This window comes from Kaistella pullorum (genome assembly GCF_014837035.1).
Lineage (GTDB): Bacteria > Bacteroidota > Bacteroidia > Flavobacteriales > Weeksellaceae > Kaistella > Kaistella rhinocerotis.
This window is the reverse complement of the sequence record NZ_JACSPS010000001.1, coordinates 387,973-412,433: the sequence shown is the minus strand read 5'-3', so window position 1 is coordinate 412,433 and position 24,461 is coordinate 387,973. Positions and strand designations below refer to the sequence as shown.

At 42.9% G+C, this 24,461-nt stretch carries 23 protein-coding genes; 12 read left to right on the top strand and 11 right to left on the bottom strand.

All coding sequences use genetic code 11. The features are described 5' to 3' along the window. Positions 1-94 precede the first annotated feature (94 nt). The 9 genes from H9628_RS01930 to serS all read left to right on the top strand — a co-directional run bounded on the left by H9628_RS01930 (position 95) and on the right by serS (position 10,436). A complete protein-coding gene (locus tag H9628_RS01930) occupies positions 95-2,245 on the top strand; it encodes a peptidylprolyl isomerase (RefSeq protein WP_251832428.1) in 2,151 nt (716 codons plus the stop codon). A 127-nt stretch (positions 2,246-2,372) separates the two neighbouring features. Then, positions 2,373-3,329: an MlaD family protein gene (locus tag H9628_RS01925; protein ID WP_251832427.1), complete on the top strand. Its 957-nt coding sequence runs from the start codon at positions 2,373-2,375 to the stop codon at positions 3,327-3,329. An 11-nt stretch (positions 3,330-3,340) separates the two neighbouring features. Then, positions 3,341-4,669 (top strand): (Fe-S)-binding protein, encoded by a 1,329-nt coding sequence (locus tag H9628_RS01920; RefSeq protein WP_251832426.1) that lies wholly within the window; start codon positions 3,341-3,343, stop codon positions 4,667-4,669. Between the two features lie 92 nt (positions 4,670-4,761). Then, the gene (locus H9628_RS01915) at positions 4,762-5,544 is read left to right on the top strand and encodes a (Fe-S)-binding protein (protein ID WP_251832425.1); all 783 of its coding nucleotides are present in this window, start codon (positions 4,762-4,764) and stop codon (positions 5,542-5,544) included. Between the two features lie 28 nt (positions 5,545-5,572). Continuing rightward, entirely contained in the window at positions 5,573-6,067 is a 495-nt protein-coding gene (locus H9628_RS01910) for a hypothetical protein (protein WP_251832424.1), read from the top strand. Positions 6,068-6,142: 75 nt separating this feature from the next. Next, positions 6,143-7,273, top strand: coding sequence for a glycosyltransferase (locus tag H9628_RS01905; protein WP_251832423.1), 1,131 nt, complete (start codon positions 6,143-6,145; stop codon positions 7,271-7,273). Then, positions 7,273-8,532 carry an MATE family efflux transporter gene (locus H9628_RS01900; protein ID WP_251832422.1) on the top strand — a complete coding sequence of 420 codons (1,260 nt, stop codon included), beginning with the start codon at positions 7,273-7,275 and terminating at the stop codon, positions 8,530-8,532. Before H9628_RS01905 ends, H9628_RS01900 begins: the two co-directional genes overlap by 1 nt. 44 nt (positions 8,533-8,576) lie before the next feature. Next, positions 8,577-9,074 carry a hypothetical protein gene (locus tag H9628_RS01895; RefSeq protein ID WP_251832421.1) on the top strand — a complete coding sequence of 166 codons (498 nt, stop codon included), beginning with the start codon at positions 8,577-8,579 and terminating at the stop codon, positions 9,072-9,074. Between the two features lie 93 nt (positions 9,075-9,167). Further along, positions 9,168-10,436: a serine--tRNA ligase gene (gene serS, locus H9628_RS01890; protein WP_251832420.1), complete on the top strand. Its 1,269-nt coding sequence runs from the start codon at positions 9,168-9,170 to the stop codon at positions 10,434-10,436. A 43-nt stretch (positions 10,437-10,479) separates the two neighbouring features. On the opposite strand, the gene H9628_RS01885 is transcribed toward serS, so the two are convergent. The 9 genes from H9628_RS01885 to H9628_RS01845 form a co-directional block, all read right to left on the bottom strand. Then, positions 10,480-11,286, bottom strand: a complete 807-nt coding sequence (locus tag H9628_RS01885; RefSeq protein WP_251832419.1) for a hypothetical protein — start codon at positions 11,284-11,286, stop codon at positions 10,480-10,482. 121 nt (positions 11,287-11,407) lie between these two features. Beyond that, positions 11,408-12,151 carry a sulfite exporter TauE/SafE family protein gene (locus H9628_RS01880; RefSeq protein WP_251832418.1) on the bottom strand — a complete coding sequence of 248 codons (744 nt, stop codon included), beginning with the start codon at positions 12,149-12,151 and terminating at the stop codon, positions 11,408-11,410. Continuing rightward, positions 12,142-12,597, bottom strand: coding sequence for a FixH family protein (locus H9628_RS01875; RefSeq protein ID WP_251832417.1), 456 nt, complete (start codon positions 12,595-12,597; stop codon positions 12,142-12,144). The genes H9628_RS01880 and H9628_RS01875 overlap by 10 nt, the downstream gene beginning before the upstream one ends. A gap of 8 nt (positions 12,598-12,605) precedes the next feature. After that, entirely contained in the window at positions 12,606-14,054 is a 1,449-nt protein-coding gene (gene ccoG / locus H9628_RS01870) for a cytochrome c oxidase accessory protein CcoG (protein WP_251832416.1), read from the bottom strand. Between the two features lie 98 nt (positions 14,055-14,152). Beyond that, the gene (locus H9628_RS01865) at positions 14,153-15,031 is read right to left on the bottom strand and encodes a cbb3-type cytochrome c oxidase N-terminal domain-containing protein (protein ID WP_251832415.1); all 879 of its coding nucleotides are present in this window, start codon (positions 15,029-15,031) and stop codon (positions 14,153-14,155) included. A gap of 17 nt (positions 15,032-15,048) precedes the next feature. After that, positions 15,049-15,240, bottom strand: coding sequence for a CcoQ/FixQ family Cbb3-type cytochrome c oxidase assembly chaperone (locus H9628_RS01860; RefSeq protein WP_251832414.1), 192 nt, complete (start codon positions 15,238-15,240; stop codon positions 15,049-15,051). Positions 15,241-15,267: 27 nt separating this feature from the next. Further along, complete coding sequence (ccoN, locus tag H9628_RS01855) at positions 15,268-17,547, bottom strand: cytochrome-c oxidase, cbb3-type subunit I (protein ID WP_251832413.1); 2,280 nt, start codon at positions 17,545-17,547, stop codon at positions 15,268-15,270. A gap of 4 nt (positions 17,548-17,551) precedes the next feature. Further along, a complete protein-coding gene (gene ccoS, locus H9628_RS01850; RefSeq protein WP_251832412.1) occupies positions 17,552-17,764 on the bottom strand; it encodes a cbb3-type cytochrome oxidase assembly protein CcoS in 213 nt (70 codons plus the stop codon). Positions 17,765-17,932: 168 nt separating this feature from the next. Next, a complete protein-coding gene (locus H9628_RS01845; protein ID WP_251832411.1) occupies positions 17,933-20,326 on the bottom strand; it encodes a heavy metal translocating P-type ATPase in 2,394 nt (797 codons plus the stop codon). 91 nt (positions 20,327-20,417) lie between these two features. Here H9628_RS01845 and H9628_RS01840 point away from each other — a divergent pair, with 91 nt between their 5' ends. Genes H9628_RS01840 through H9628_RS01830 form a run of 3 tightly spaced genes read left to right on the top strand, consistent with a single transcriptional unit; the run spans position 20,418 to position 22,331 of the window. Then, positions 20,418-21,131: a Crp/Fnr family transcriptional regulator gene (locus H9628_RS01840; RefSeq protein ID WP_251832410.1), complete on the top strand. Its 714-nt coding sequence runs from the start codon at positions 20,418-20,420 to the stop codon at positions 21,129-21,131. Positions 21,132-21,182: 51 nt separating this feature from the next. Then, the gene (gene panB, locus H9628_RS01835; RefSeq protein ID WP_251832409.1) at positions 21,183-21,998 is read left to right on the top strand and encodes a 3-methyl-2-oxobutanoate hydroxymethyltransferase; all 816 of its coding nucleotides are present in this window, start codon (positions 21,183-21,185) and stop codon (positions 21,996-21,998) included. Beyond that, positions 21,999-22,331, top strand: a complete 333-nt coding sequence (locus tag H9628_RS01830) for a hypothetical protein (RefSeq protein ID WP_251832408.1) — start codon at positions 21,999-22,001, stop codon at positions 22,329-22,331. On the opposite strand, the gene H9628_RS01825 is transcribed toward H9628_RS01830, so the two are convergent. Together H9628_RS01825 and H9628_RS01820 are read right to left on the bottom strand one after the other, a co-directional pair. Further along, complete coding sequence (locus tag H9628_RS01825; RefSeq protein ID WP_251832407.1) at positions 22,328-22,786, bottom strand: heme-binding domain-containing protein; 459 nt, start codon at positions 22,784-22,786, stop codon at positions 22,328-22,330. The two genes, H9628_RS01830 and H9628_RS01825, sit on opposite strands and share 4 nt — an antisense overlap. Beyond that, entirely contained in the window at positions 22,786-24,453 is a 1,668-nt protein-coding gene (locus tag H9628_RS01820) for an Ig-like domain-containing domain (RefSeq protein WP_251832406.1), read from the bottom strand. Before H9628_RS01820 ends, H9628_RS01825 begins: the two co-directional genes overlap by 1 nt. Positions 24,454-24,461: the final 8 nt, after the last annotated feature.

Genomic DNA, 24,461 nt, shown 5'->3' with positions numbered 1-24,461 from the left:
CGATGATTTAAAAATTACAGCATTAATTCTCAAAATTTTTCCTAATATGTTTAAAATGTGTATTTTCGCAAACTGATAAAATTTAAACAACAAAATGGCTATTTTAGGACAGATTAGAAACAGGCCTTGGCTTTTGATGGGGATTATCGCAGTCGCAATGCTGGCTTTCGTGGTAAATCCTGACAGTTTGGAAAAATTGTTTGGCGCAAAACCCGGCGTGTACGGTAAAGTAAATGGCGACGAGATCACGAAGGAAGAGTATGACGACCAACTCTTTATGTTGCAGCAACAGGCTCAGCAGCAAGGGCAACCGGGCACAGGTTTGGAAGAACAGGCCTGGCAGCTGATGGTACAGTCGAAACTCATCAAGCAGCAATTCGAGAAAATGGGTCTTACGCTGACCGAAGACATGTTCTGGAATCAGCTTCAGTATGATCCTATGTTCGCTCAAAACAAAGAAAATTTCGATGCGAAGGGGAACTTCAAGACCCAGGAAATCAAGAAGCAAATTACCGATCTGCAAAACAGCGGCAACGTAGAGATGTACAACAATTGGCTGCGTACGCGCCGTACAATGGAGTACCGCATGATGGCACGTCAGCTTTTTGCAAATGTTTCCATTGGTATCACTGCGAGCAAGAAAGAAGCTGAAGAAATGATGAAGCAGCGTGACCAGCTTGCCAATATCGATTTTGTAAAGATAGACTACAGTGTTTACGAGAAGAAGAATCCTGTGAAAATCACGAGACAGGACCTTACAGATTATATCAAGAAGCACCCAATTCTTTTCAAGCGTGATGCGAGCCGTAATATCGGTTTCGTGTATTTCCCGGCGGCCCCAAGTGCGCAGGATGAGACACTTGCTCAAAATGAGATCAACAAATTGTTTTCTCAGGGAACTGATATGAGCGATGGGAAAGAGAACTTCCAGAATACGACCAATGACTCCATGTTTGTTTCATTAAATTCTGACTTACCGTTCAACCCGCAGTATTTCTCGGCAGAACAATTACCTTCTCAGATTAAGGATAAAGTTGCCGGTGCAAGCATTGGTAGCACTTTCGGTCCTTACAAAGAGCAAAATTTCTACGTAGTTTCTAAAATTTTAGATAAAAAACCTTCAGACTCCACGCTTTCACGACACATCCTGGTTACTTACAAAGGAAATCAGGCTGGGGCAAATGAAACCAGAAGCAAGGATGAAGCAAAAAAATTAGCTGATTCTATAGGTGCCGTACTTAAAGCTGATCCGGCTAAATTCACCGAAATGTTGAAGTATTCAGCAGATCCAAGTTCTGCGGCGCAGGGTGGAAGCGTGGGTTGGACAACACCGGCGACACCATTCGTACCGGAATATCTAAGCTTCCTGGCTAACAACGGGAAGGGCGCAACGGGTGTTGTAGAAACGCAGTTTGGTTACCACATCATCAATATCGAAGACAAAAAATCGGGCGCGATGACTTACAAGGTTGCTAACTTGGTAAAAGCCGTCAAAGCGTCAGACAAAACTGAAAATGAAGTGTACACTAAAGCTACCCGCTTTATTCAGCAGGTTCAGGGCAAATCTTTCAACGATTTCGCAAATATCGCGAAGAAAGGAAACTATCAGTTTGACAATCCTAAAGAAGTAGGCCGTTTCCAGGGACAGCTACCAGGTTTGGGAACCGATAAAGATCAGGAAATCATCGCGTGGGCATTTAACAAGAAACGCAGCAAAGGTGATACAGAAATCTTTACTGTAGATGGTACTGGTGACCGCATCGTCGCTTATCTGAACGGAATTCAGGATGCAGGAACTGCTGATCCGGAAGCGGTGAGAGACCAGATAGAGCCTATCATTAAGAATAAAATAATGGCAAAGCAGATTTCTGAAAAGATCAAAGCTGCAAATGCCAAATCCCTTGACCAGATCGCGAAGCTGTTTGGTGCGCCGAAGGGCAGCGGACAGATCAACATACTGAACCCGCTTCTTGCAGGTGCTATGGAGCCGAAAGTTGCAGGTGCTGCATTCGGTGTTGCTAAAGGAAAACTTTCAATGCCTGTAGAAGGTATGACCGGTGTGTATGTTTTGGTGAAAAACTCTGAAACCGTAAACAAGCAACCAGGTGACATCAAGCAAGTGACTGAAGCAATAGCCGGGCAAAACTCACAGCAGTTTGGTCAGGCACTTCTGAAGAGTCTTCAGGACAATGCAAAAATAAAAGATTACCGAATCGAACTGTTCAACCAGACAGCGATGCAGTAAGAATCTTAAAGAATATATCTCGAAAAGCGGCTTTCACAGTCGCTTTTCTGTTTAGATGGCACAGTTTTCACTAATGTGAACTTGTTTCAAAAATGTATTATATTTGTTTACTTAAAATACCCCAAGAGTGAAGTTTTCTAAAGAGATAAAAGCTGGATTAATCGCTGTTTTAGCGATCATAGGATTCGTAATCCTGTTTCAGTTTATGAAGGGCAAGAGCCTTTTTACCACAGACAATATTTTTTACGCACAGTTTGACAATGTAGAAGGCCTTGAAGCCTCAAATCCCGTTTCTATCAATGGTCTAAAAGTAGGGCAGGTAGATGAGATCATGCCTGTGACGCACAAAGACGGAAGGATTCATTTCGTAGTGAAGGTGACCGTGGATGAAAATTTTAAATTTTCCAAAAAGTCTACGCTGGAGATCTTTGAACCTGGTTTGATGTCCGGAAAACAAATGCGCGTTAATCTGGCATATGGAGGTCCTGAGGCGAAGGATGGCGATACGTTGAGCGGTGAATTCAAACTTTCAATGATGAACAGTATCTCATCACAGGTCGGTCCCGTAAAAGATCAGCTTCAGGTAGTTCTGAAACGTGTGGATTCGCTTACAAACAACGCAACCCAACTGCTTGATGAGCAAAACAGGGCGGAAATCCGTGCGCTACTGATCAACCTGAACAGAACCGTGGCGTCTTTTGAAAGTACTTCGCGCCAAACCAACGCTTTGTTGGCTAATAATGATCCCCGTGTACAGAAAATGCTCGATAATGCAAACCTTGCGACCATCAGTGCACGTACTGCAATCGACAAATATGGCCGCGTTGCCGATGAGGTAGATGTGAAAAAGCTCAATAATACCATTGACAACCTTAGTATTACCGCAGATAAGCTGAATGGTGTTATTTCGGGCATACAGAATGGCGAAGGTTCTCTTGGCAAATTGGCCAAAGATGAAGAACTTTACCGTAATCTCAATGAGTCATCAGCCAACCTGAACAATTTGATATTAGATCTTAAAGCAAACCCGAAACGTTACCTTAATTTTTCGGTTTTCGGTAAAAACAGCTCGCCTAAAGAATAAACGCTTTCAATATGCAGTATATTGACAATATTATATTTTTTATCGCCCTCATCGTAGGTTTCGGACTTTTTTTTAAAAGTTTAAAGGAAATCTACCGCAACATCCAACTCGGAAAAAAGATTGAACGCAGTGACCGGCCGGCAGAACGCTGGGCGATGATGTCGAAAGTTGCACTCGGGCAAAGCAAGATGACCAAGCGGCCCATCGCCGGAATTCTGCATATCATCGTATATGTTGGTTTTGTAATCATCAATCTGGAATTGCTTGAAATCATCATCGACGGAATTTTCGGTACTCACCGTTTTCTCGCAGGAATCATAGGCGATTCTGCTTACTCAGTTTTCACGGCAACACTTGAGGTACTAGCGCTGTTAGTTCTCGTCGCAGTTGTTATTTTCTTTATCCGAAGAAACTTTTTTGGTGTAAAGAGACTCACCATGAAAGAGCTTTTTGGCTGGCCTAAACAGGATGCGAACTGGATCCTTATCATTGAATTTGCCTTAATGATCGCATTCTTTACGATGAACGCTGCTGACTGGGCGCTGCAGCAAAAAGGTGAATCAGCCGCTCATGGAAATTTTCCCGTTTCTTCAGGTCTGATTGGCAGTTTGATACAGAACTTTGATGCAACCTCACTCGTAATTTTAGAACGTGGCGCCTGGTGGTTTCACTTCCTCGGGATTTTGTTCTTCATGAACTATCTCTATTACTCAAAACACCTTCATATAATATTCGCGTTTCCAAATACGTGGTACGCCAACCTTCAGCCTAAAGGAGAATTCAGCAGTTTAGCTTCTGTAACTCAGGAGATCAAACTGATGATGGATCCGAATGCTGATCCGTATGCTGCTCAACCGGACGCTGATCCAAACACGGTTCCGGACAAATTTGGGGCTAATGATATTTTTGATTTGAATCAGGTACAGTTACTCAATGCATATTCATGTACGGAATGTGGGCGGTGCACCGCGGTTTGTCCGGCCAACATTACAGGTAAGAAACTTTCGCCGCGAAAGATCATGATGGATACACGTGACCGTATAGAGGAAGTTGGTAAAAACATCAACAAGAACGGAAAATTCGTCGATGACGGAAAAAAACTGATTGATGATCACATCCAGCGGGAAGAAATTTGGGCTTGTACGACGTGTAATGCATGTGTAGAAGCCTGCCCGGTGCTTATTGATCCGCTTTCAATCATTATAGATTTGCGCAGATATCTTGTGATGGAGCAGTCTGCAGCGCCACAGGAACTGAACCTCATGATGGCCAATATTGAGAACAATGCTGCGCCGTGGCAATATAACCAGGCTGACCGTCTGAATTGGGCACAGGATTAAAATTTAAATTAATAGAAGATTGTGATGGCTTCGGCCTCGCTTCAAATAACTTATTTGAACTGGAAAACGCAATTCAAGTAGCATAACAGATAATGGATTTTACTATAAAAACAATGGCAGAGTACGCTGCCGAAGGCAAATCTCCGGAAGTTCTATTTTGGGTAGGTTGTGCCGGCAGTTTCGATGACCGCGCAAAAAAAATTACACGTGCTTTCTGCAAGCTTTTAAATAAAATCAATGTAGAGTTTGCCGTTTTAGGTCCTGAAGAAGGCTGCACGGGCGACCCTGCAAAACGTGCCGGAAACGAATTTGTTTTCCAGATGATGGCGCTTACCAATATTGAAGTTTTGAATGCCTACGATGTAAAGAAGATTGTGACGGCTTGCCCGCATTGCTTTAACACCATTAAGAACGAATATCCAAACCTTGGTGGAAATTATGAGGTGATTCATCACACCCAGTTTTTGCGCCAGCTGATGGATGAAGGCCGTTTAAAGATAGAAGGTGGAACCTTTAAAGGAAAGAAAATTACCTTCCATGATCCCTGCTACCTCGGACGTGCAAACGGCGAATATGAAGCGCCGCGTATGCTTTTGGAAAAACTTGATGCGGAGCTGGTAGAGATGAAACGCTGCAAAACCAATGGTCTTTGCTGTGGTGCTGGTGGTGCGCAAATGTTTAAGGAACCGGAAAAAGGTTTTAAAGATATAAATGTCGAAAGAACAGAGGAAGCGCTTTCTGTGCAACCCAATGTAATCGCCACTGGCTGTCCGTTCTGTATGACGATGATGACAGATGGTGTGAAACATCTAGACAACACTTCTGTGCAGGTAAAAGACATTGCGGAACTCTTGGCAGAAGCAGAAGATTTGTAATCTATACATTTTAATTTTACAGGAGAGAATGAAAATAGAAGAGTTAAATTCCGTAGAAACCAGCGATTACCGCGTGATCATATACCCGGCTTCCCGGCCTTTTACGGCGATGGAAAGCAAAGTGATTACCGAAAAACTGTATGATTTTTTGGCCGGATGGGCCGCACACGGCAAGCCGCTATCATCTTCATTTAAGATTGAGAAGAATCAGTTCATCGTGGTGTGTGTAGATGAAGAAGTGGAAGCTGCTTCCGGTTGCTCAATCGATGCGCTAGGTGGCGTGATGCGCGAAATAGATGAGCAGTACAAGCTGGGGCTGTTTGACAGGATGAAGGCCACTTTTGTGGAAAATGGTGAGGTGAAAACAATGAAGTTGCAGGATTTCAGAAATGCATTAAAAATTGGCGAAATTTCGCACGATATAGAGGTTTTTGATTTCTCGAAGAACTCATACCTAGCTTTCCTCAGCGATTTTTTATTGCCGCTGAAGCGAAGTTGGGCTTCAATGTATGTCAGCAAGTAAGTAATCCGAATCTTATTTCTAAATTTATATCCCTTTCTGCTTGCGGGCCGAAAGGGTTTTTAATAAAAAGTTGAAATGCCCAGAATTTTATTTCTCACCACCTCACACCGTTATGATGATGACCGTATTTTTCATCATCAGGCCAAAGAGCTCATAAAACAGGGTTATGAGGTGAAAATCAGCAGCCTGTCATCGGATTTTGAGGGTGAGCTAGATGGCATTTCTGTGAAATCGCAAAATATTTTATCAGCGACAGTTAACGTCAAGAAAGCGTTTTTTCAGGATGTGATCAATGATTTTGAACCTCACTGCATTATCGCGTCAGAGCCGTTGGCGGTTATTGCGGCGAAGGACTACAATAGACGCACAAAGTGCAAAATCTTGTATGATGTTACAGAATGGTATCCCTCAGACCGAATGTTGGCAGTGTATTCAGTTTTTTTGAGGCCACTTCATTACGTGAAGTTTTCTTTGATCCAACTTTATGCCGGTTTCCTCAGTAACGGATTCATTTTTGGCGAAAAATCTAAACGACAGCCGCTTGCCGAGGTTTTTCCATTCAAACCCCAAATTTTGCTTCCTTATTTTCCAGATGAGTCACTCATTTTTGAGTCGGTAAATGAGCTAAATCCTCGAAAGATTACACTTTGCTATACCGGCACGTTCTCGAGAGACAAAGGCATCAATAATTTTTTTAATGCAGTAAGTGTTTTACGAGTGATGCGGCCAGAACTCTTTATTTCAGTGTTATTAATCGGGTCGGTCAGGCCTGGTGATGAAGATTATTTTGAAAGACTTAAAGCTGAAACCACTGTTGACGAATTAAAAATTTTGCCACCAACATCACTTGAAAAATTCACTGAAAGCATAGCCGAGGCAGATATCTGCTTTGATCTTCGACCGGCAACCAACGAAAATCACCGGTGTCTGCCGATTAAGATTTTCTACTATGCTGCTGCCGGTAAACCGGTGATATATTCGCATTTGAAAGCAATTGGTGAGCATTTGGATATTTCGAAATTTGGTTTTACAGCAGATCCCGAACACGCTGATGAAGTTGCTGAACGCATTTGTCAATACCTGGACGACCTGAAATTATATCATAAACATGCTCAAAATGCAGTTTCATACTACAAAAAAGACCTGAACTGGAATAAAATCAGCGGAATATTTGTAAATTTCGTGAAGCAGTTCGCACCTAAATAATGAAATCAAGAAGGATTCTCGAAAGTTTTGCCGCACGCTTCATCATTCTGGGTTTGAACTTCGGGCTGCTGATTTTCACGACAAATTTTTGGGGCACAGAAGGCAAGGGCACCATTTCACTTGTGATTGCAGACCTCGCGATCATCGGTTTTTTCAGTAATATCTTTACAGGTAGCAGCGTCTCCTATTATTCATCAAAATTTCAGGCCGAGCAGGTGGTAGCGCGTGCTTACATCTGGTCGCTAATCTCCGGCGTCATTTTTCCTGTCCTGCTTTCGTGGCTGCACCCGATGGATCATTTCGCGTATCTCATCGGGCTTTCAGTGAGTTTTTCGCTGCTTACCACCAACTTCAATCTCTTTATCGGCAGGCAGCAGATCGGAATGTTTAATTTGTTTTCAGTACTTCAGCAGGCGATTCACCTCGCGGTTATGCTGGCGTTGATTTATATTTTCAATGTGCGTTCAGTCGAAGTTTATTTCGTGGCACTTATTGTCTGTTACATCATACTTTATGTGGCGAGTTCGGTGCTGCTACTGCGCGGATTTAAAATTTTTAATATTACCTGGTCCAAAAATATCTTCAGAAACCTGTTCGATTACGGGTGGAAATCGCAGCTCAGCGCCTTCCTGCAATTTTTGAATAACCGCGCCTCCTTTTATTTCCTCGAATATTTCCGCGGCATCTCAAGCGTCGGTATTTTTTCGGTAGGTGTGGCTTTTTCTGAAGCAATCTGGACGGTGAGTAAAAGTCTTTCCGTGATTCTTTATTCTGATTTGGTCGCCAAAGATGGATCTGCAGATGCAATTATCAAAACAAAGATATCACTCCGGGTGAGTTTCATGGTGAGTTTACTGTTTCTTATCATCATCCTGCTGATTCCCGCGGAGTGGTATGCTGCTATTTTAGGGGCAGATTTTGTTCAGACCAAAATCATCATCTTACTTTTGGCGCCGGGCATCCTGGCCATTGCGGTTTCAAATATCGTCGGGCATTATTTTGCAGGAATTAACAGTCTCCGGATTCTCAATATAAAATCTGTTATTGGTTTGATTTTCACTCTGGTTACTTCTTGGCTTGTCATCCCGAAATGGGGCTTGTTGGGTGCATGTGTCGTTACTACACTTTCGTACCTTCTGTCCTCGATGGTGCTTTTTTACCGTTTTTATGAAATCACTGAATTCCGGATGAGCGATTTTATACTTTCCAAAAGCGAACTCACTGTTCTAATTACAAAAATAAGAGGAAAAGCGTCGTAAGCCTTCATTTTCAACAATGCACCAGAAATTCTATCTTTGCTTAAATGAAAAACGCACTATTTACAGCGCTTCTTATCGCACTTTTCTTTACCGCATGCCGCAGTGACGAGGAGCAGATTCAAAGGATAGACCAGGTGATCCAGCTCTACATCGATTCCGCGGGCACAGATCTGCTGAATCAGAACGTGGAGGGACATTATTCAAATATCAGGATGAATGATGTCTATGGCCTCACAGATAATGGGCCTGTAAATTTCACTTTAAAGAAAGACGCAGACACGCTGAATTATATTGAGTACATTGCCGGCGCGCGTCGTATTTTAATAGATTCTACCACAAATCAAAAGGTTTACGAATCGAAAATAGCTATGCTTTTGACAAAACAGTTATCAGACAGCACTGATACCATAGTGAACGATACACTTTCTTTGCGGTACAAGTCTGCGCCGGATATTTTTGAAATCAGCGAAGTTTATTACAACAACATTTTAAAATTCAGAAAAACCGATGCCGGGCCTAATCTGGTGAGGGTTTCCAAATGATTAGCTTAAAAAAGTTAGCCTAAAAAGCTTAAATTTGTATTTTCTGAGCAGCTGTCAAGCCTAAGTCTATCTTAATAAAAATTTCACCGTTAAATGTTACAGGTCAATATCTTGCGCGAGGAGCGCGAACGTGTTTTAGAAGGTTTAAATAAAAGAAATTTCCGCCAGTTAAACCTGGTTGATGAAGCGATTGCAACCGACGATGAGCGTAGAAGCCTACAGTCTGAGCTTGAACTGAACCAGACCGAAATGAATAAGATTTCGAAAGAAATTGGGATGTTGATGAAGGAAGGCAAAAAAGATGAAGCTGAAAACGCTAAAGCACGGACCGCAACCTTTAAAGATAATGCGCAGACGCTGCAGCAAAGTTTGAAAGACGCAGAAAACAGGTTGCTCGATATTCTGTATCAAATCCCAAACATACCTTACAGCAAAGTGGTAGCCGGAACCTCCGCTGATGATAACGAGATCGTTTATCAGTCGCATGATGTGGAAGGATTGGGCGAAGGCGCTGTACCGCACTGGGAACTTGCCAAAAAATACAATCTGATTGATTTTGAGCTGGGTGTAAAGATCGCCGGTGCAGGTTTTCCTGTATATTTCGGCAAAGGCGCACGGTTGCAGCGTTCATTAGTCCAATATTTTCTCGATAAAAATACAGAGGCAGGTTATCTGGAAGTGAATCCGCCACACGTGGTGAACGAAGCCTCGGGCTACGGAACCGGACAGTTACCGGATAAAGAAGGCCAGATGTATTTTGCGAATGAGGACAATCTGTATTTGATACCTACCGCGGAAGTGCCGGTAACGAATCTTTACCGCGATACTTTGCTTGATGAAAAAGACTTGCCGGTCAAAAACACCGCCTTTTCACAGTGCTACCGCCGAGAAGCGGGAAGTTACGGCGCACACGTTCGCGGACTTAACAGGTTGCACCAGTTTGAGAAAGTCGAAATTGTACGTCTGGAAAAGCCTGAAAACTCTTACGCAGCGCTCGAAGAAATGGTAGAACACGTAAAATCGCTTTTGACAGACCTTGAACTTCCGTTCAGAATTTTGAGGCTTTGCGGCGGCGATATGGGCTTTACGTCTTCGATGACATACGATTTTGAAGTGTGGAGCGCGGCGCAGGAAAAATGGCTTGAGGTTTCGTCTGTATCAAATTTTGAAACCTTCCAGGCTAACCGCTTGAAATGCCGCTACAGAACCGACGGCAAAACGCAGCTCGTGCATACACTGAACGGTTCGGCGCTTGCATTGCCACGAATCATGGCTGCGCTTCTTGAAAACAATCAGACTGAGAACGGAATCAGAATTCCGGCGAGAATAGCGGAGTACACAAAGTTTGACCTGATCAATTAAAATCCAGAGTAAAAAAAGCCACCTCATACAGGTGGCTTTTTTGTTATTGTGTAGTTATTATGATCTTGCGGTCTTTGTTGGTGAGCGCTTTTCCGTTATCGAGAAGGTCACTGGTCCGGACATTAATCTTAATCGTTTTCGCGTCAATTTGTTTCACAAAATCATGTTTTCCGGAGATTGAAGTGATTGGCTTTTGAAATTTCATCGTGCTGGTAAAGTTCATGTTGAACATTTTCATCATTCCAAGCATTCCCTGAGCCATTTGTTTGCCATACACTTCCAGAGAGTCGCTTTTGGTTTTCGGTGCTGCAGTTTTATCCTGAGCAGTCGTTTTGCTCATTTGGCTTAAAAACTCCGTTGTATTAAACTTATCAGTATCTATCGTCAATGTTTTCCCGTCCCAATTGGCAATGTTTTGCAACGGCAAACTCTTAAGTTGTTTGTTCTGGGCGAATAAGCTCGCAATCTCGGCTGGCAAAAGTTTGTCATACTTTAATGAAAGCCCGTAAATTTGGCCTTTGTCCTTATTTATTTTTAAAAACATTTTCTGCAGGACTTTAGCGGAATCTTTGTTGACGGTTATCAATTCATCTTTCTGGATATCATAAAGGCTTTTCCACTCGGTCGAAAGGTTTTTCAAAGTCTTCGAATCGGCTAAATTTCCACTTCCAGCGTTCATTGCACTCAGCATGCCGAGTGCACTTTGATCCATCAAAATGTTAGATTCCATGCTGGTTGCAGCATCTTTGAAGTAGGTGGTTTCGCTATTTACGGAGCACGATTGCACTAAAAATGCGCCGGCGGCAATCAGCCATATTTTCATTTTCGTCATCTTAAACACAATTTTCATGTTTAGATTCAAAAGCTGTACCTAAGTTAGTCCTAGTGATTTTAACAGGCCGAAATAATGGTGAGAACCGAAGACAGTGGGAAACAATTAAGGTATTTTTGAGAAGGAAACATTCACCAAATTAATGACATGTCTCGTGGTTTCCGTTGTGATGGGCATCAGAATCATTGTGATGAATCTGCAGTGCTTCTTTTTTCGGGGAAATGTATGGAATTCCGATTTCGAGACCGCGAACGATAAACAGTCCGCCTAAAATGAACATCATGACCGGAATAAACTTTAGAATTTTAATACGGAACGCAGCAGTCATCAGATTTCCCGCCAATACGACAGCAAACATAAATGGCAGCGTGCCGAGTCCAAATGTGGCCATGAACGCTGCGCTTTGCCAAATGCCGCCTGAGGCGAGACAAGCGGTAAGTGCCATGTAGACCATGCCGCAAGGTAGAAAACCGTTTAAGATTCCGGTTGTGAATCTGGAGGGATAATCTGCTTTTTGGAGTATTGATCCCAGGTTTTTTTTGATTTTAAATAAGAAAGAAGAAAAAAACGGAATTTTTGAAGCGAAGTCTTTTCCTCCAAATGAAAACAGCGCCATGATGATCAGAATCACGCCAACCGTAACGGTAAGATATTGCTGGAAACCGGCCATCGCGAAACTTTGTCCTACAATCCCGAGGACGGCGCCCAAAAAGGCGTATGTAGTGATTCGGCCAAACTGATAAGTAAGGTTTTGCAGGTAATAATTTGTTGCCTGTTTTTTTGTAAGACCCAAGGACAGCGCAATGGGTCCGCACATACCGATACAGTGGAAGCCGGACGCAAATCCAAGCGCGATTGCCGCGAAAAGCATTGTCAGTTCCATACCACGTCGTAATCTACCTGATAAGGTTTTTTATTCTGTTGCCATTTAAGTTTTAGAGTGTAGGATCCGGCAACGATGACTTTGCTCGGAATTGTAAACTTTTTCTGGCTGTTGAGTTCTATTTTTTTGTGTACGTCAAGATTCGAATCATCGGTACGGAAGAGGTCAAAATCTACTTCCTGGTTATCTGGAACAGTTCCGCTTGGGAAGGTAATTGTGATACCCGCCGGTGTCTGGCTGAATGACGGTTTGTCCGCCAGTTCATCCGCATTAGTTTTAGCATCGATGACATCCTGATAGGTGAGTTCGTCCTGGTAGTAATTATCTGAAATGAGTTCGGAATTTTTCATTCCGTGTGAGAAGACAAATATCAGAAACAGGATAAAAGCTATGAATGAGCCCAGGGCCAGCACTACGCCGTGTCCCCAGCTGAATTTTTTGAACATGATTTTTATTAAAATTGTAATGTGAACGGACCTTCAAAATAGGTGTCGAATGAATCTAAAAGTTCGCCTTTCTGATCATAAACGCCTATCGTGACATTTTGTTTTGAAAACTTAATCTCTTTCTCCGGGAAACTGATATTTACAGTTCCTTTGGTCATTTGGTCGCGCTTGAGTAATATTTTATTGTCTGAACTCAGTGTGATGGTTCCATGTGCCGGCTCTATGACTTTAATGGTTACAAGTTGGTCCTGGTTTGATTTATTAAGGAAAGTATAATTATAGATATTCGTGATCTTTCCCTCCCGTACAAAGTAGGTAGAACCTGCTGGTTTAATGAATTTCGCTTCCATACTTCCGCGGTTTGTAAGAAGAAATCCTAAAAAACCGACGAGCAAAAGGAGCACTGCAGTGTATGCTTTCATCTTGCCGGTATATTTAAAAGATTCTTCTTTTTCTATTTCATCTTCTGTAGCGTATCGGATAAGACCTAATGGCAACCCGACTTTCAGCATCACTTCATCACAGGCATCGATACATGCTGTACAGTTTACGCATTCAAGCTGCTGTCCGTCGCGGATATCGATTCCTGTCGGGCAAACAACCACGCATTGGTTGCAGTCAATACAATCACCTTTTCCTTCTGCGCGGCGGTCTTCTCCCTTGCGCCATTTCGAGCGGTTTTCGCCACGCTTAAAATCGTAATAGACGTTGATTGTCTGTTTATCGATTAACACACCCTGCAGTCTGCCATAAGGACAAACTAGCGTACAAACTTGTTCCCGGAACCATGCAAAAGTGAAATAAAATGCCGCGGTAAACAGGATCATCACAAGAAAACTGGTAAAGTTTTTCATCGGGCCCTGTTTCACCATTTCGAATACTTCCTGATAACCCACGATGTACATGAACATCCAGTGGGTGATTATAAGGGAAATAATGATGAATATTGACCATTTCAGAGACCGCTTCCAGATTTTTTCAGCGTCCCATTCCTGTCTGTCCAGTTTCATCTGCTTGTTTCTGTCTCCTTCTATCAGATAATCGATTTTACGGAAGATCATCTCAAGAAAAATAGTTTGTGGGCAGATCCAACCGCAGAATATACGGCCGAAAACTACGGTGAAAAGAATGATAAAAACAATTGAAGTAATGGCTCCAAGTGCCAGTATGAAGAAATCCTGAAGGTAGAATGGTTGTCCGCCGATAAAGAACTGCCGCTCGACAAAATTGAGCATCAGGAACGGATTGCCGTTAATGGTGATGAATGGAAGTGCAAAGAATATGGCTAAAAGGAACCACGCAACCAAAGTTCTGTAATTGGTATACCTGCCTTTCGGTTTGCGCGGAAAGACCCATTTTCGCTTCCCTGACTGATCCATGGTTCCCACAGAATCGCGGAAGGTTTCTGCTTCCACAACCTGGTTCTGACCTCCTTTTAAAAACTGATCATCCGACATGTTAAAAACTCATTTTTTTAAAAACAAAAAACATAATCCGCTATTTTTTGATTTGAATAACGCATTATGTTTATGATTATATTATATGGGAAAATTCGTTATTTTTCCCAGGCTGCAGGTGTGCCCTGCGGTGCCGCTCCGCCGTTTGCAGGCGTTACCGGAGGTTGCTCCTGATTTATATGATAAACATAAGCTGCTACATTCTGGATATCGAACCCAGAAAGTACATTGTTCTTTCCGAAAGCCTGCATGGTAGGGTTATTCTGGCTTCCGTTTTCAACCATGTGGAAAACGTTTTTAAATAAAGTTTTCTCCGGCTGGTTGATCCATGCATTATCGGTAAGGTTTGGCCCGATTCCACCGCGTCCGCCATCACCGTGACATGTAACACAGTTTGTTTTGAAAACTTCTTCGCCTGCCGCGATGTTATCAGGGCTGTAGACTGCGTTTTCAATAGTTGGGGGAGGCGTGTTGGCCATGTACTCAGCAATGCTTGCCGTTTGTGCCGCATATTCTTCGTCATATTCAGCCATTTGGTGACCAAAATCCGTAAATGAATACGCAACCAAATACACGATACAATATGCAACACCGAAGTAGAACAGGCCTAGCCACCATTTTGGCAACTGGTTATCGAGCTCCATGATACCATCGAAACCGTGGTCGATTAGAATATCTTTTTCCTCGCTTGCCGACTGTTTCTTGAAAGCACTTTCGTAAAGTGCTTTGAAATAAGGAACTTTTTTAGCTTCCAGATATTCAGCTTTTTCCTGATCAGTTAGTCTTTTAAACTTAACATTCTCTACCAAATCTCCAATAGCGTGCTGAATCATCGCGATGATACTCACAATCACTACCGTGCCCCAAAAATAGGCTGACAGTAAAAATGATGAGTTCTGGATAAACATATAGCAGGCCAGCATAAGCAGTGCTACTATAACAAGAATGGTTACGAATACCGGCGTTCTCTGTTTCATGGGTATTTCTTTAAAAATTAAAAGTTTTTGTCTTCGTTGTCATCGTCCAGGGGTGCGCTGGCCTCCTCATCGTAATATTTCTTCGGTCTCGAAAACACATAATATGTAATTCCCAGAAATAAAAGCAGGAACAATATTAGCGCCAATGTTTGGTACAGGCCCGTATTTTCGGAGTTTGAAAGAATGTCTTTTACATTTTGAGGAATCATTGCTTTGCCTTTTTTAAATGTGAAGATCTATTTCGTGCTCGCAGTTTTGATTTCGGTTGTCTTGATATCTGTTCCCAGCCTTTGCAGGTAAGCAATCAGCGCAACGATCTCTTTCTTCTCAAGTGGAGTGAAATCTGCACCTTCAGCTGCTTTTTTATCTTCATAGGCCTTTTTCACGTCAGCTGCTTCTGCGTAAATCTGACCTACGATCAACGATGCTTGGTTATCCGCCCAGGTATCAGCCGAATCAATCTGTGCCTGCGTATACGGTACATCGAAACTGTTTTTCATAAGTTTAATCTTATCTACCATTTTACTGCGGTCCAAATCATTTGAGATCAACCATGGATATCTAGGCATAATAGAACCTGCGGAAGTTACCCTAGGGTTAAGCATGTGTCTGTAGTGCCATGAGCTTGGGTTTTTCCCACCCTGTCTGTGAAGATCCGGACCGGTTCTTTTCGATCCCCAAAGGAAAGGTCTGTCATAAACAAACTCTCCAGCTTTGGAATACTGTCCGTTTTTACCGTTAAATCTTACAACTTCGTCACGGAATGGTCTGATCATCTGCGTGTGACAGGCGTTACAGCCTTCACGGATATAAAGGTCGCGGCCTTCAAGCTCCAGCGGAGTGTATGGTTTCACTGCCGAAATCGTCGGTACGTTGTCTTTTATCGCTAAAGTAGGAACAATTTCAATGAAACCACCGATTGCTACTGCTACAAAGGATAGTACAGTCAATAGAACCGGAGTCCTTTCCAGCCAAAGGTGATAGCCTTCGCCTTCTTTTCTTTTCTTACTGATATTTCCAAGTGCAGGTGCTTCTGCCGGAACTTCTTTTTGGAATGAGCCCTGACGTACTGTTGCAACTACGTTGATCGCCATTAAAATAGCTCCGGAGATGTAAAGCAATCCGCCTACAAATCTCATCTGGTAGTATGGAATGATCGCCGTTACCGTATCAAGGAAGTTTTTGTAAACCAAAGTCCCGTCCGGATTAAACTGTTTCCACATCAATCCTTGTGTGAAACCGGCGATGTAAAGTGGCACGGCGTAGAAAATGATACCTAAAGTTCCCAGCCAGAAGTGCCAGTTGGCTAATTTAACAGACCATAGCTTAGTTCTCCACATTATTGGAAGAAGGTAATAGATCATACCAAAAGTCATGAATCCGTTCCAGCCAAGTGCACCAATATGTACGTGACCGATTACCCAGTCTGTAAAGTGCCCGATTTTATTTAATGTCTTAGTCGCTAAAAGTGGTCCTTCGAAAGTAGCCATACCGTAGCAGGTAATCGCCACAACGAAGAATTTCAACACTGGATTTTCACGAACCTTGTCCCAGGCGCCACGAAGTGTAAGAAGACCGTTCAGCATACCACCCCAAGACGGTGCAATAAGCATGATGGAGAAACCTGTTCCCAAAGCCTGCGCCCAACCTGGAATTGCCGTATACTGAAGGTGGTGAGGACCCGCCCAGATGTACACGAAAATAAGTGACCAGAAGTGAATAATTGATAATTTGTATGAGAAAACCGGACGGTTTGCAGCTTTCGGTAAGAAATAATACATCAAACCGAGGATTGGCGTCGTAAGTACGAATGCTACCGCATTGTGGCCATACCACCACTGTACCAACGCATCTTTTACACCGGCGTAAGCCGAATAAGATTTCCAGCCTGCAAATGAAAGCGGAACTTCAAGGTTATTGAAGATATGAAGCATCGCAATTGCAACCCAGGTGCCAAGATAGAACCAGATGGCAACGTATAAGTGGCGAACCCTTCTTTTGATGATGGTTCCAAACATATTTATACCAAAGATCACCCAGATCACGGTAATCAGGATATCGATTGGCCACTCGTGTTCTGCATATTCTTTTGAGGTGTTGATACCCATAAGGAAAGTAATCACTACCGAAACGATCATCAGCTGCCATCCCCAGAAGTGAATCCACGAAAGCGTGTCACTGTACATGCGGGTTTTAAGCAATCTTTGGATTGAATAATAGGCACCAGCAAAAAAACCGTTACAGACAAATGCGAAGATTACCGCACTGGTATGCAGCATACGGATTCGGCCAAAACCAAATGCACCCTGAGAGTTGATCAAACCCTGCAGATTTCCGCTCTGTAAACTTTTAATCGTGGTGTCATCGGTTCCAAAGATAAATTCAGGTAGTTCCGGATAGAACAGCATCAGCGCAGCAATAAGGCCTAGAAGAAATCCTACGAGACCGAACACAACGGTCGCGTAAAGGAACGCCCGCACAATATTGTTGTCGTAACTAAACTTTTGTGTTTCCATATTATTATTCACTTATTTCGTCTGTTTTTTTGTTTTTTTGCTCAGTTTCATTTGAGGTTTCGGGCTCATTTTTCACGACTTCATTATCGAGCAAAATGCGCACTGCGGGCGATTCGTCATCTTCGAACTGTCCCTTTCTTGCACTTACAATAAAGATGATTAAGAAAATCACAGCTACTGAAACGCTGCAGAGAATCATCAAATATAAAATATCCATATTCCAGTGCAAATTTAGCGAAAAACCGCTTCAAAATTACTCAAAATTTATGATAATATTATAATATAACCGGTCGCCTATTTAACATAAAATTACCTCGTCGGTTCTGTTTTAACTTAAGTTGTTGATTAATACATTATTAAATAAATATCCCTGCATTTTTGCCTTCTAATCTGTTTTCAGTCTAAAATACTTCAGGCTCCTCCACCACGTACTTGCAGACGTGAAAGCTACTACACTTATCGAACTGATGGGCATGATGATTGCCGCGAAAAGAGGTGACATGTGGCCGGTGACCGCAAAAGAAAGCCCGATGATGTTGTAGAAGAAACTGATCCCAAACGTAATCTTCACAATCGTCATCGCATCTTTAGTGAAGTTTAGATAATCGTGGAGAGCCGGCAGTTTTACTCCCGCCATGATGACATCTGAGGAAGGAGTGAAAGCGTGCGTGTCATCGGCCACCGCAATTCCTACATCGCTCTGTTTCAGCGCTCCGGCATCGTTCAGGCCGTCGCCTACCATCGCCACTTTTTCGCCGCGGTTTTGTAATGCCTGTATGTACATCAACTTATCCTCCGGACTTTGATTAAATGCCATTCCAGCTGCATTTGGAATGATCTCAGCAAGTGATTTTTCCTCCGATGAATTGTCACCGCTTAGGATATGCACAGCGTATGTTTTCAGCTTAGTAAAAAGATGTGCTAAATTCGGTCTGTATTCGTTTTTGAAGACATATTTTGCCAGTAACTGATCATTTTTACTGATATACACCGCAGTTTCGAGATTTTTCGACTTTACACCCACGAGCTTCGCAGAACCAATCCTGTAATGGCGTCCGCGTACATCCGCTTCATAGCCTTTACCCGCAGTTTCGATGAAATTCGTCACCGGAAAATGGTCGTCATTGGCCGGAAGAAAGTCATACAAAGCTTTCGAAAGCGGATGATTGGAGTTGTTCAGGAGTGTTTTGATGTTTTTAAGGTCAAATTCTTCGAGTTCAGCACCTTCAAGTGCGATATTTGCTTTGTTGCTGAATGTGATTGTCCCGGTTTTATCGAATACCAGCGACGTGGTTTTTGCCAGTTTTTCAATCGTAAGTGTGTCTTTGACGTAGAATTTATTCCGGCCCAGAATCCGCATCACGTGACCGAAGGTAAAAGGTGCCGAAAGTGCCAGCGCACACGGACACGCAATGATCAGGATGGCGGCCACTACCTGGAACATTTTCTCAAAATCAACCTGCGCCCAGTAAATTCCGGCAATCAGTGTAATCCCTAAGATGATGAAAGTGAAATATTTGGAGATTTTATTCGTCAGCGTATCAAGGCCGGTCTCGTGTTTTTTAAATGCTTCTTTGTTCCAAAGCTGCGTAAGGTAACTCTGGTTTACGGTTTTTATGACTTCAAGCTCAAGCGCGGAACCCACCTGCTTGCCACCCGCAAAGATCTTATCGCCCGGTTTTTTAGGCACCGAAGCACTTTCGCCGGTAATAAAACTGTTGTCGATATTGCCCTCACCGCTGATCAGAATGGCATCTACCGGAATTATTTCCTGGTTGCGGACCAAAATTCGGTGACCTATTTCCAGTTCGGACAGCAAAATGTTTTCGTGCTGACCATTAAAATCAACTTTGGTTACGGCGATAGGATAGAAGGATTTGTAATCGCGGTCATAAGAAAGCGCGCCGTACGTCCGCTGTTGAAAAAGTTTACCCAAAAGCATGAAAAACAGTAGTCCGCAAAGCGTATCAAAATAGCCAGGGCCGTAATCTGTAAGTATCTCGTAAATGCTTCGGCCATAAAGCATAATGATTCCTAAAACGATCGGAACGTCGATGTTTACGACTTTGTTTTTCAGGCCATACCAGGCTGATTTAAAATATCCGGATGCGGAGTAAAAAACAACCGGTGTGGCGAGCGAGAAAGTGATAAACCTGAACAGATGTTTGTATTTTTCCATCCAGAAGTCGGTGGTCCCCATTATCTGTTCGGCATATTCAGGATAGCTGAAGAACATTCCGTTTCCGAAGGCAAAACCTGCCACAGCGAGTTTTAAAATCAATGAACGGTCGTATTTCTCTTCTTTCCTTTCGGCAGATTCTAGCGTGATAACCGGTTTATAGCCAAGATTGGTAAGGAACTTTGCAAGTTCGCTAAGCGGTAAAGCATTAGCATTGAATGAGATCTGAACGGTCTTGCGCGTAAAGTTGACCTGAGAATATTTGATGTTTTTGTTCAGTGTATGAAGGCTTTCGAGAAGCCAGATACAGCTGGAACAGTGGATTACCGGGATCTTGAAATTGACTATCGTAGTGTCACCCTCCGAAAAATCTGTGATTCTGTCGAAAATTTCGGCGGTGTCGAGGTAATCAAACTGGGAATTTTGCGACTCGTCCGGCCGTATGCCCGATTGTCTGTTCAGTTCGTAGAAATCGCCTAAGTCATTTAGATTTAATATTTCATAGACAGATTTGCAGCCCGCACAGCAGAACTCTTTACCGTCAAATGCAATACGCTCTTTCACGATACTTTGGCCGCAGTGGAAACAGTTTTCAGACATTATAAGGTCAAAAAAGGAATGCAAACTTATGACAATTATATTTGTGCCAAGGCTTTATAATTCCTATTTTTGCTGATAAATGTCATAAAATATGTCGCTGGAAAAACAAAAGTTGATCGAGGAAAATCTATTACAAGTATTTAGTGATGAGTCGTTTAAGGAAATGTTGTCTGCCGAAGATTATTCGCGCTATGTTAACGCAAAACAAAACCTGAAATTCCGCAAGGGACAGACCATTTTTGATGATGGAGGAACGCCAAACGGCGTTTATTTTTTGAATAAAGGAACCGCAAAACTCAGCAAGCAAGGTGTTTACGGAAAAGAGCAGATCCTGCGATTCATCAAAGAAGGTGATCTTATTGGGTATCGTTCATTGCTTTGTGGTGAGCAGTTTCAGGCAAAAGCAGAGGCGATGACCGACGTGGAAGCTACTTTTTTACCATCAGATGTTTTTCTTCATCTGCTGGAAGTATTTCCGAAACTGTCTTTCGTTATGCTACAGAAAATTGCGTTTGAACTTGGCGAATCTTCAAATACGGTGACAGTTTTAGCACAAAAGACAGTGCGTGAACGCCTTGCCGAAATTCTGCTGCTGCTCGAACAGAAATTGGGTACAGACCCGGAAGGCTTTATCAAAATCACGTTAACCCGTGAAGAAATCGCTAATTTGGTGGGAACTGCCACAGAGAGCGCGATACGCTTGATTTCAGAATTCAAACAGGACGGCCTGATCGAAGCTGACGGGCGGAATTTAAAAATATTGAATCACGAAAAACTCATCAAGCTGGGTCACGTGACATTGTAGTATTTCTAAATTTTTGCGCAGCCGGTTAATAATTATTTTAAAACAAACCTAATGTCTGTACATTCCGAAATAAAGAAAATAACCACCGAAACTTTGCGAAAAATGAAATTCGACAAAGAGAAAATCACCATGCTTACGGCATATGATTTCACTACCGCGAAAATGGTGGATGCCGGTGGCGTAGAATCAATCCTCATCGGTGATTCTGCCGCAAATGTGATGGCAGGTTTTGAAACGACACTTCCTATTACCTTAGACCAAATGATCTACCACACCCAATGTGTGGTGCGCGGTGTACAGCGTGCACTGGTGGTTGCAGATTTGCCGTTTGGTTCCTACCAAAGCAATCCGGACAAGGCACTTGAGTCAGCGGTACGCATGATGAAGGAAGGCGGTGCACATGCGGTGAAGATAGAAGGCGGCATCGAAATTGAAGAATCGATCCGGAAAATCATCAATGCCGGTATCCCTGTGATGGGTCACCTCGGCCTTACGCCGCAGTCCATCTACCAGTTCGGGACGTATAAAGTTCGTGCAAAAGAGGAAGCGGAAGCTGAAAAACTCTTGAGCGATGCTAAATTACTGGAAGAACTCGGCTGTTTTGCGCTTGTACTGGAGAAAATTCCGGCGAACCTGGCGAAAAAAGTCACTGAAAATATCACAATTCCAACCATCGGGATTGGTGCCGGCGCAGACTGTGATGGTCAGGTGCTGGTATATCACGACATGGTGGGGATGAACCACGGTTTTTCGCCTAAATTCCTCAGGCGCTACCTCGACCTTTATACAGAAATCACAGGCGCAGTTTCACAATTCGTAAAAGATGTGAAAACTGCTGATTTCCCTAATCAAAATGAAAGTTACTAAATGAATACCAATACACAAACCATCCAGGGAATCCTTTCGATTGCCGCATTACTTTGCCTTATCGTAGGTTTTTTCAACCTTTTTTCACCCGAAATAAATGATCTGCTGTACAACAAGGTTTTCTATGTCTTGATCGGAGCCAGTTTCTATTTTCAGGCACCTACGCTCGCCAATAAGAACATGCTGTATCCTATGTACGCAGCGGCAGCGCTTTGTATTATCGGTGCTTTCCTTCCACAGGATTCACAGTTTGCGGTGATTAAGACTATTGGTTTGTTTGCCGGCGTTTTACTTTCAATTTTCAACCGCCCAAGGACAGTTCGCCGTAACTAATACGCGCCCGATTTAAGAATTTCTTCAAAATAATTTGTAAGTAACACGCGTTCAGCCTTCGTAAGATTGGCTTCGGGATGACGTGTGATGTAGGCTGGCAGCGGCATCGCATATTCTTTTACCGAATGGACGCTGTTTTCGAGCATACTTTTCTTTAGATCAGGATTGTACCTTCCCCAAACAGAAAGGTTTAAATGCTCCCGACCTTCGTTTACGTGATTTTTAACTGACCAGGAAATTGGAGCTACAAAGGCATAGTCAGGATACACGGTTTCGTTTGAATGACAGTCATAGCAAGCTTTTTTCAAAATTTGGCGTACGGCCGGTGGCGTGTTGAGAAGGTAGACGAAGTTCTCCTCCTGCTTTACGGGTTTATTGCTTCGGTCTACGGGCACAAACTGGATCAGCGCGGTGACAATCAGTGTCCAATAAATTATATTCAGAAATATTTTCATTATGGAATTACAGGCGTAGAACTAGTTTCGCCGGATGACTGCAGCCCGGGTTTATCCTCGGCAGCTTTCAGGTCCCAGGTTTCACGTATTTCCCACAAGGGTCTAATCTCAATGGTTTTATTGAGGATATAAACGTCTTCAGCGAACTCGTCGGTGAGTAAATCCGCAGAATCCCAGATGCCGTTTTCGTTATTATCAACCAAGATCCGGACTTTGTAACTTCCTGGCTTCAATGCATTAAACGTAAATACCGCGGTTTTACCTGTGGAAGAATAAGCAATCTTATTGTTATCCGTAAGAAGTTGCAGCCAGAATGTATTTTCAGGCATGTTTTCTAAAGTAAGCACCAGCGAACCGTAATTTTCGGTCTTATCCGCCTCGAAGTCGAAACGGTAAGATTTCGGGACCGAAACATAAAACGAACTTAAAGTTTCGCGTGGAACGGTGAGCGAATATTTTTTGCCTTCTTTAAATTCACTTTGAATGTTTACTTCAAAACGGTTGTTTTCGTTGATACGTGCGGTAAACGGCTGCGACAGACTGTCGGAGACCAAGGTCCACTTTTCGGGTTGGATGCTGTCGATAATATAATTTGAAGAAATGGTAAAGCCGTCACCTGGTGCTAACAAATTACCTTGGTTATTTGAAAGTGTGAGCTCATTCCGCGTATTGTAACGGTAGAAAAGTGACACAGAATCTTTCTTAAAACCGTCATCATAACTGAAACGCAAATTTTCGCTGGCCGAGATTCCCACATCCTGTTTCTGCGCATCGAACCAAATATGTACAGAATCTGATTTTGGCTTGTGTGTCACCTTATAATCCTGCAGTTTTTCATTTAAAGAAAGTACATTTACCGTTTGCGGATTGCCTTCAAATGTCATCAGGATTCCACCCGGCGCCTCCTTCATTTCCACATATTTCACCGCTTTTCGGGATGGATACAAGGTGAGATTGAGACCTGAAATATTTTTGTCCAAAACAACAGGTTCCTTTAAAAATGCAACATTTTCTTTTCCGGCATCATACACGGAGTTTGAATTTCCGTCTTCGAAGGCTAAAATACGATAAGTGCCCGGTGAAAGGTAGTTGAGTTCAAAATAGCCGTCCGGATCTGCTTTCGTTATATAATACGGCTTCTGGCGGTATTCCATAGAATCTTTTGCCGTATATAAACCTACTACCAAATCTTTTTCGGTAGAAACCGAAGTTTCTTCTGCCATCAGATCTTTCAGTTCGCCACTGATGTATAGGTCGTCTATTTTTTCACCGGTAGAAAAAGCAAAATTATAGTAGCGGAGCGGGTTACCCTCGTTGTTATCCTGAATAGCATTACCAAAATTAAAATTATAAGTGGTGTTGGCCTGCAGGGTATCATCCCATTTGATGAGCAGATATTTATTTGCCAAGCCGGACGGGATGATCTTGGTCATCTTGCGCAGTGGTGGAGAAATGATAAGCTGTCTGTTGATGTCTTTCAAGGTGATATACTCATCAAAATCTATTCTGAGCTCACGGATGTCACGCGGAACGTTCACTCTCGAAGTATCAATATTTGAACCGACTACCTGCGGCGGCAAAGTGTCTTTGTCACCACCGACCGGCGATCCCACGCGTGCGCATGAAAAAAGCAGAAGACTCAGAAAAAGAAAGACAACTTTCTTCATTAAAAAGG

Bases quoted from the DNA above. Each gene is read 5' to 3' on its own strand.
- H9628_RS01930 (WP_251832428.1), top strand. From the start codon at position 95: ATGGCTATTTTAGGACAGATTAGAAACAGGCCTTGGCTTTTGATGGGG.
- H9628_RS01920 (WP_251832426.1), top strand. From the start codon at position 3,341: ATGCAGTATATTGACAATATTATATTTTTTATCGCCCTCATCGTAGGT.
- H9628_RS01915 (WP_251832425.1), top strand. From the start codon at position 4,762: ATGGATTTTACTATAAAAACAATGGCAGAGTACGCTGCCGAAGGCAAA.
- H9628_RS01910 (WP_251832424.1), top strand. From the start codon at position 5,573: ATGAAAATAGAAGAGTTAAATTCCGTAGAAACCAGCGATTACCGCGTG.
- H9628_RS01905 (WP_251832423.1), top strand. From the start codon at position 6,143: ATGCCCAGAATTTTATTTCTCACCACCTCACACCGTTATGATGATGAC.
- H9628_RS01900 (WP_251832422.1), top strand. From the start codon at position 7,273: ATGAAATCAAGAAGGATTCTCGAAAGTTTTGCCGCACGCTTCATCATT.
- H9628_RS01895 (WP_251832421.1), top strand. From the start codon at position 8,577: ATGAAAAACGCACTATTTACAGCGCTTCTTATCGCACTTTTCTTTACC.
- serS (WP_251832420.1), top strand. From the start codon at position 9,168: ATGTTACAGGTCAATATCTTGCGCGAGGAGCGCGAACGTGTTTTAGAA.
- H9628_RS01885 (WP_251832419.1), bottom strand. From the start codon at position 11,286: ATGAAAATTGTGTTTAAGATGACGAAAATGAAAATATGGCTGATTGCC.
- H9628_RS01880 (WP_251832418.1), bottom strand. From the start codon at position 12,151: ATGGAACTGACAATGCTTTTCGCGGCAATCGCGCTTGGATTTGCGTCC.
- H9628_RS01875 (WP_251832417.1), bottom strand. From the start codon at position 12,597: ATGTTCAAAAAATTCAGCTGGGGACACGGCGTAGTGCTGGCCCTGGGC.
- ccoG (WP_251832416.1), bottom strand. From the start codon at position 14,054: ATGTCGGATGATCAGTTTTTAAAAGGAGGTCAGAACCAGGTTGTGGAA.
- H9628_RS01865 (WP_251832415.1), bottom strand. From the start codon at position 15,031: ATGAAACAGAGAACGCCGGTATTCGTAACCATTCTTGTTATAGTAGCA.
- H9628_RS01860 (WP_251832414.1), bottom strand. From the start codon at position 15,240: ATGATTCCTCAAAATGTAAAAGACATTCTTTCAAACTCCGAAAATACG.
- ccoN (WP_251832413.1), bottom strand. From the start codon at position 17,547: ATGGAAACACAAAAGTTTAGTTACGACAACAATATTGTGCGGGCGTTC.
- ccoS (WP_251832412.1), bottom strand. From the start codon at position 17,764: ATGGATATTTTATATTTGATGATTCTCTGCAGCGTTTCAGTAGCTGTG.
- H9628_RS01845 (WP_251832411.1), bottom strand. From the start codon at position 20,326: ATGTCTGAAAACTGTTTCCACTGCGGCCAAAGTATCGTGAAAGAGCGT.
- H9628_RS01840 (WP_251832410.1), top strand. From the start codon at position 20,418: ATGTCGCTGGAAAAACAAAAGTTGATCGAGGAAAATCTATTACAAGTA.
- panB (WP_251832409.1), top strand. From the start codon at position 21,183: ATGTCTGTACATTCCGAAATAAAGAAAATAACCACCGAAACTTTGCGA.
- H9628_RS01830 (WP_251832408.1), top strand. From the start codon at position 21,999: ATGAATACCAATACACAAACCATCCAGGGAATCCTTTCGATTGCCGCA.
- H9628_RS01825 (WP_251832407.1), bottom strand. From the start codon at position 22,786: ATGAAAATATTTCTGAATATAATTTATTGGACACTGATTGTCACCGCG.
- H9628_RS01820 (WP_251832406.1), bottom strand. From the start codon at position 24,453: ATGAAGAAAGTTGTCTTTCTTTTTCTGAGTCTTCTGCTTTTTTCATGC.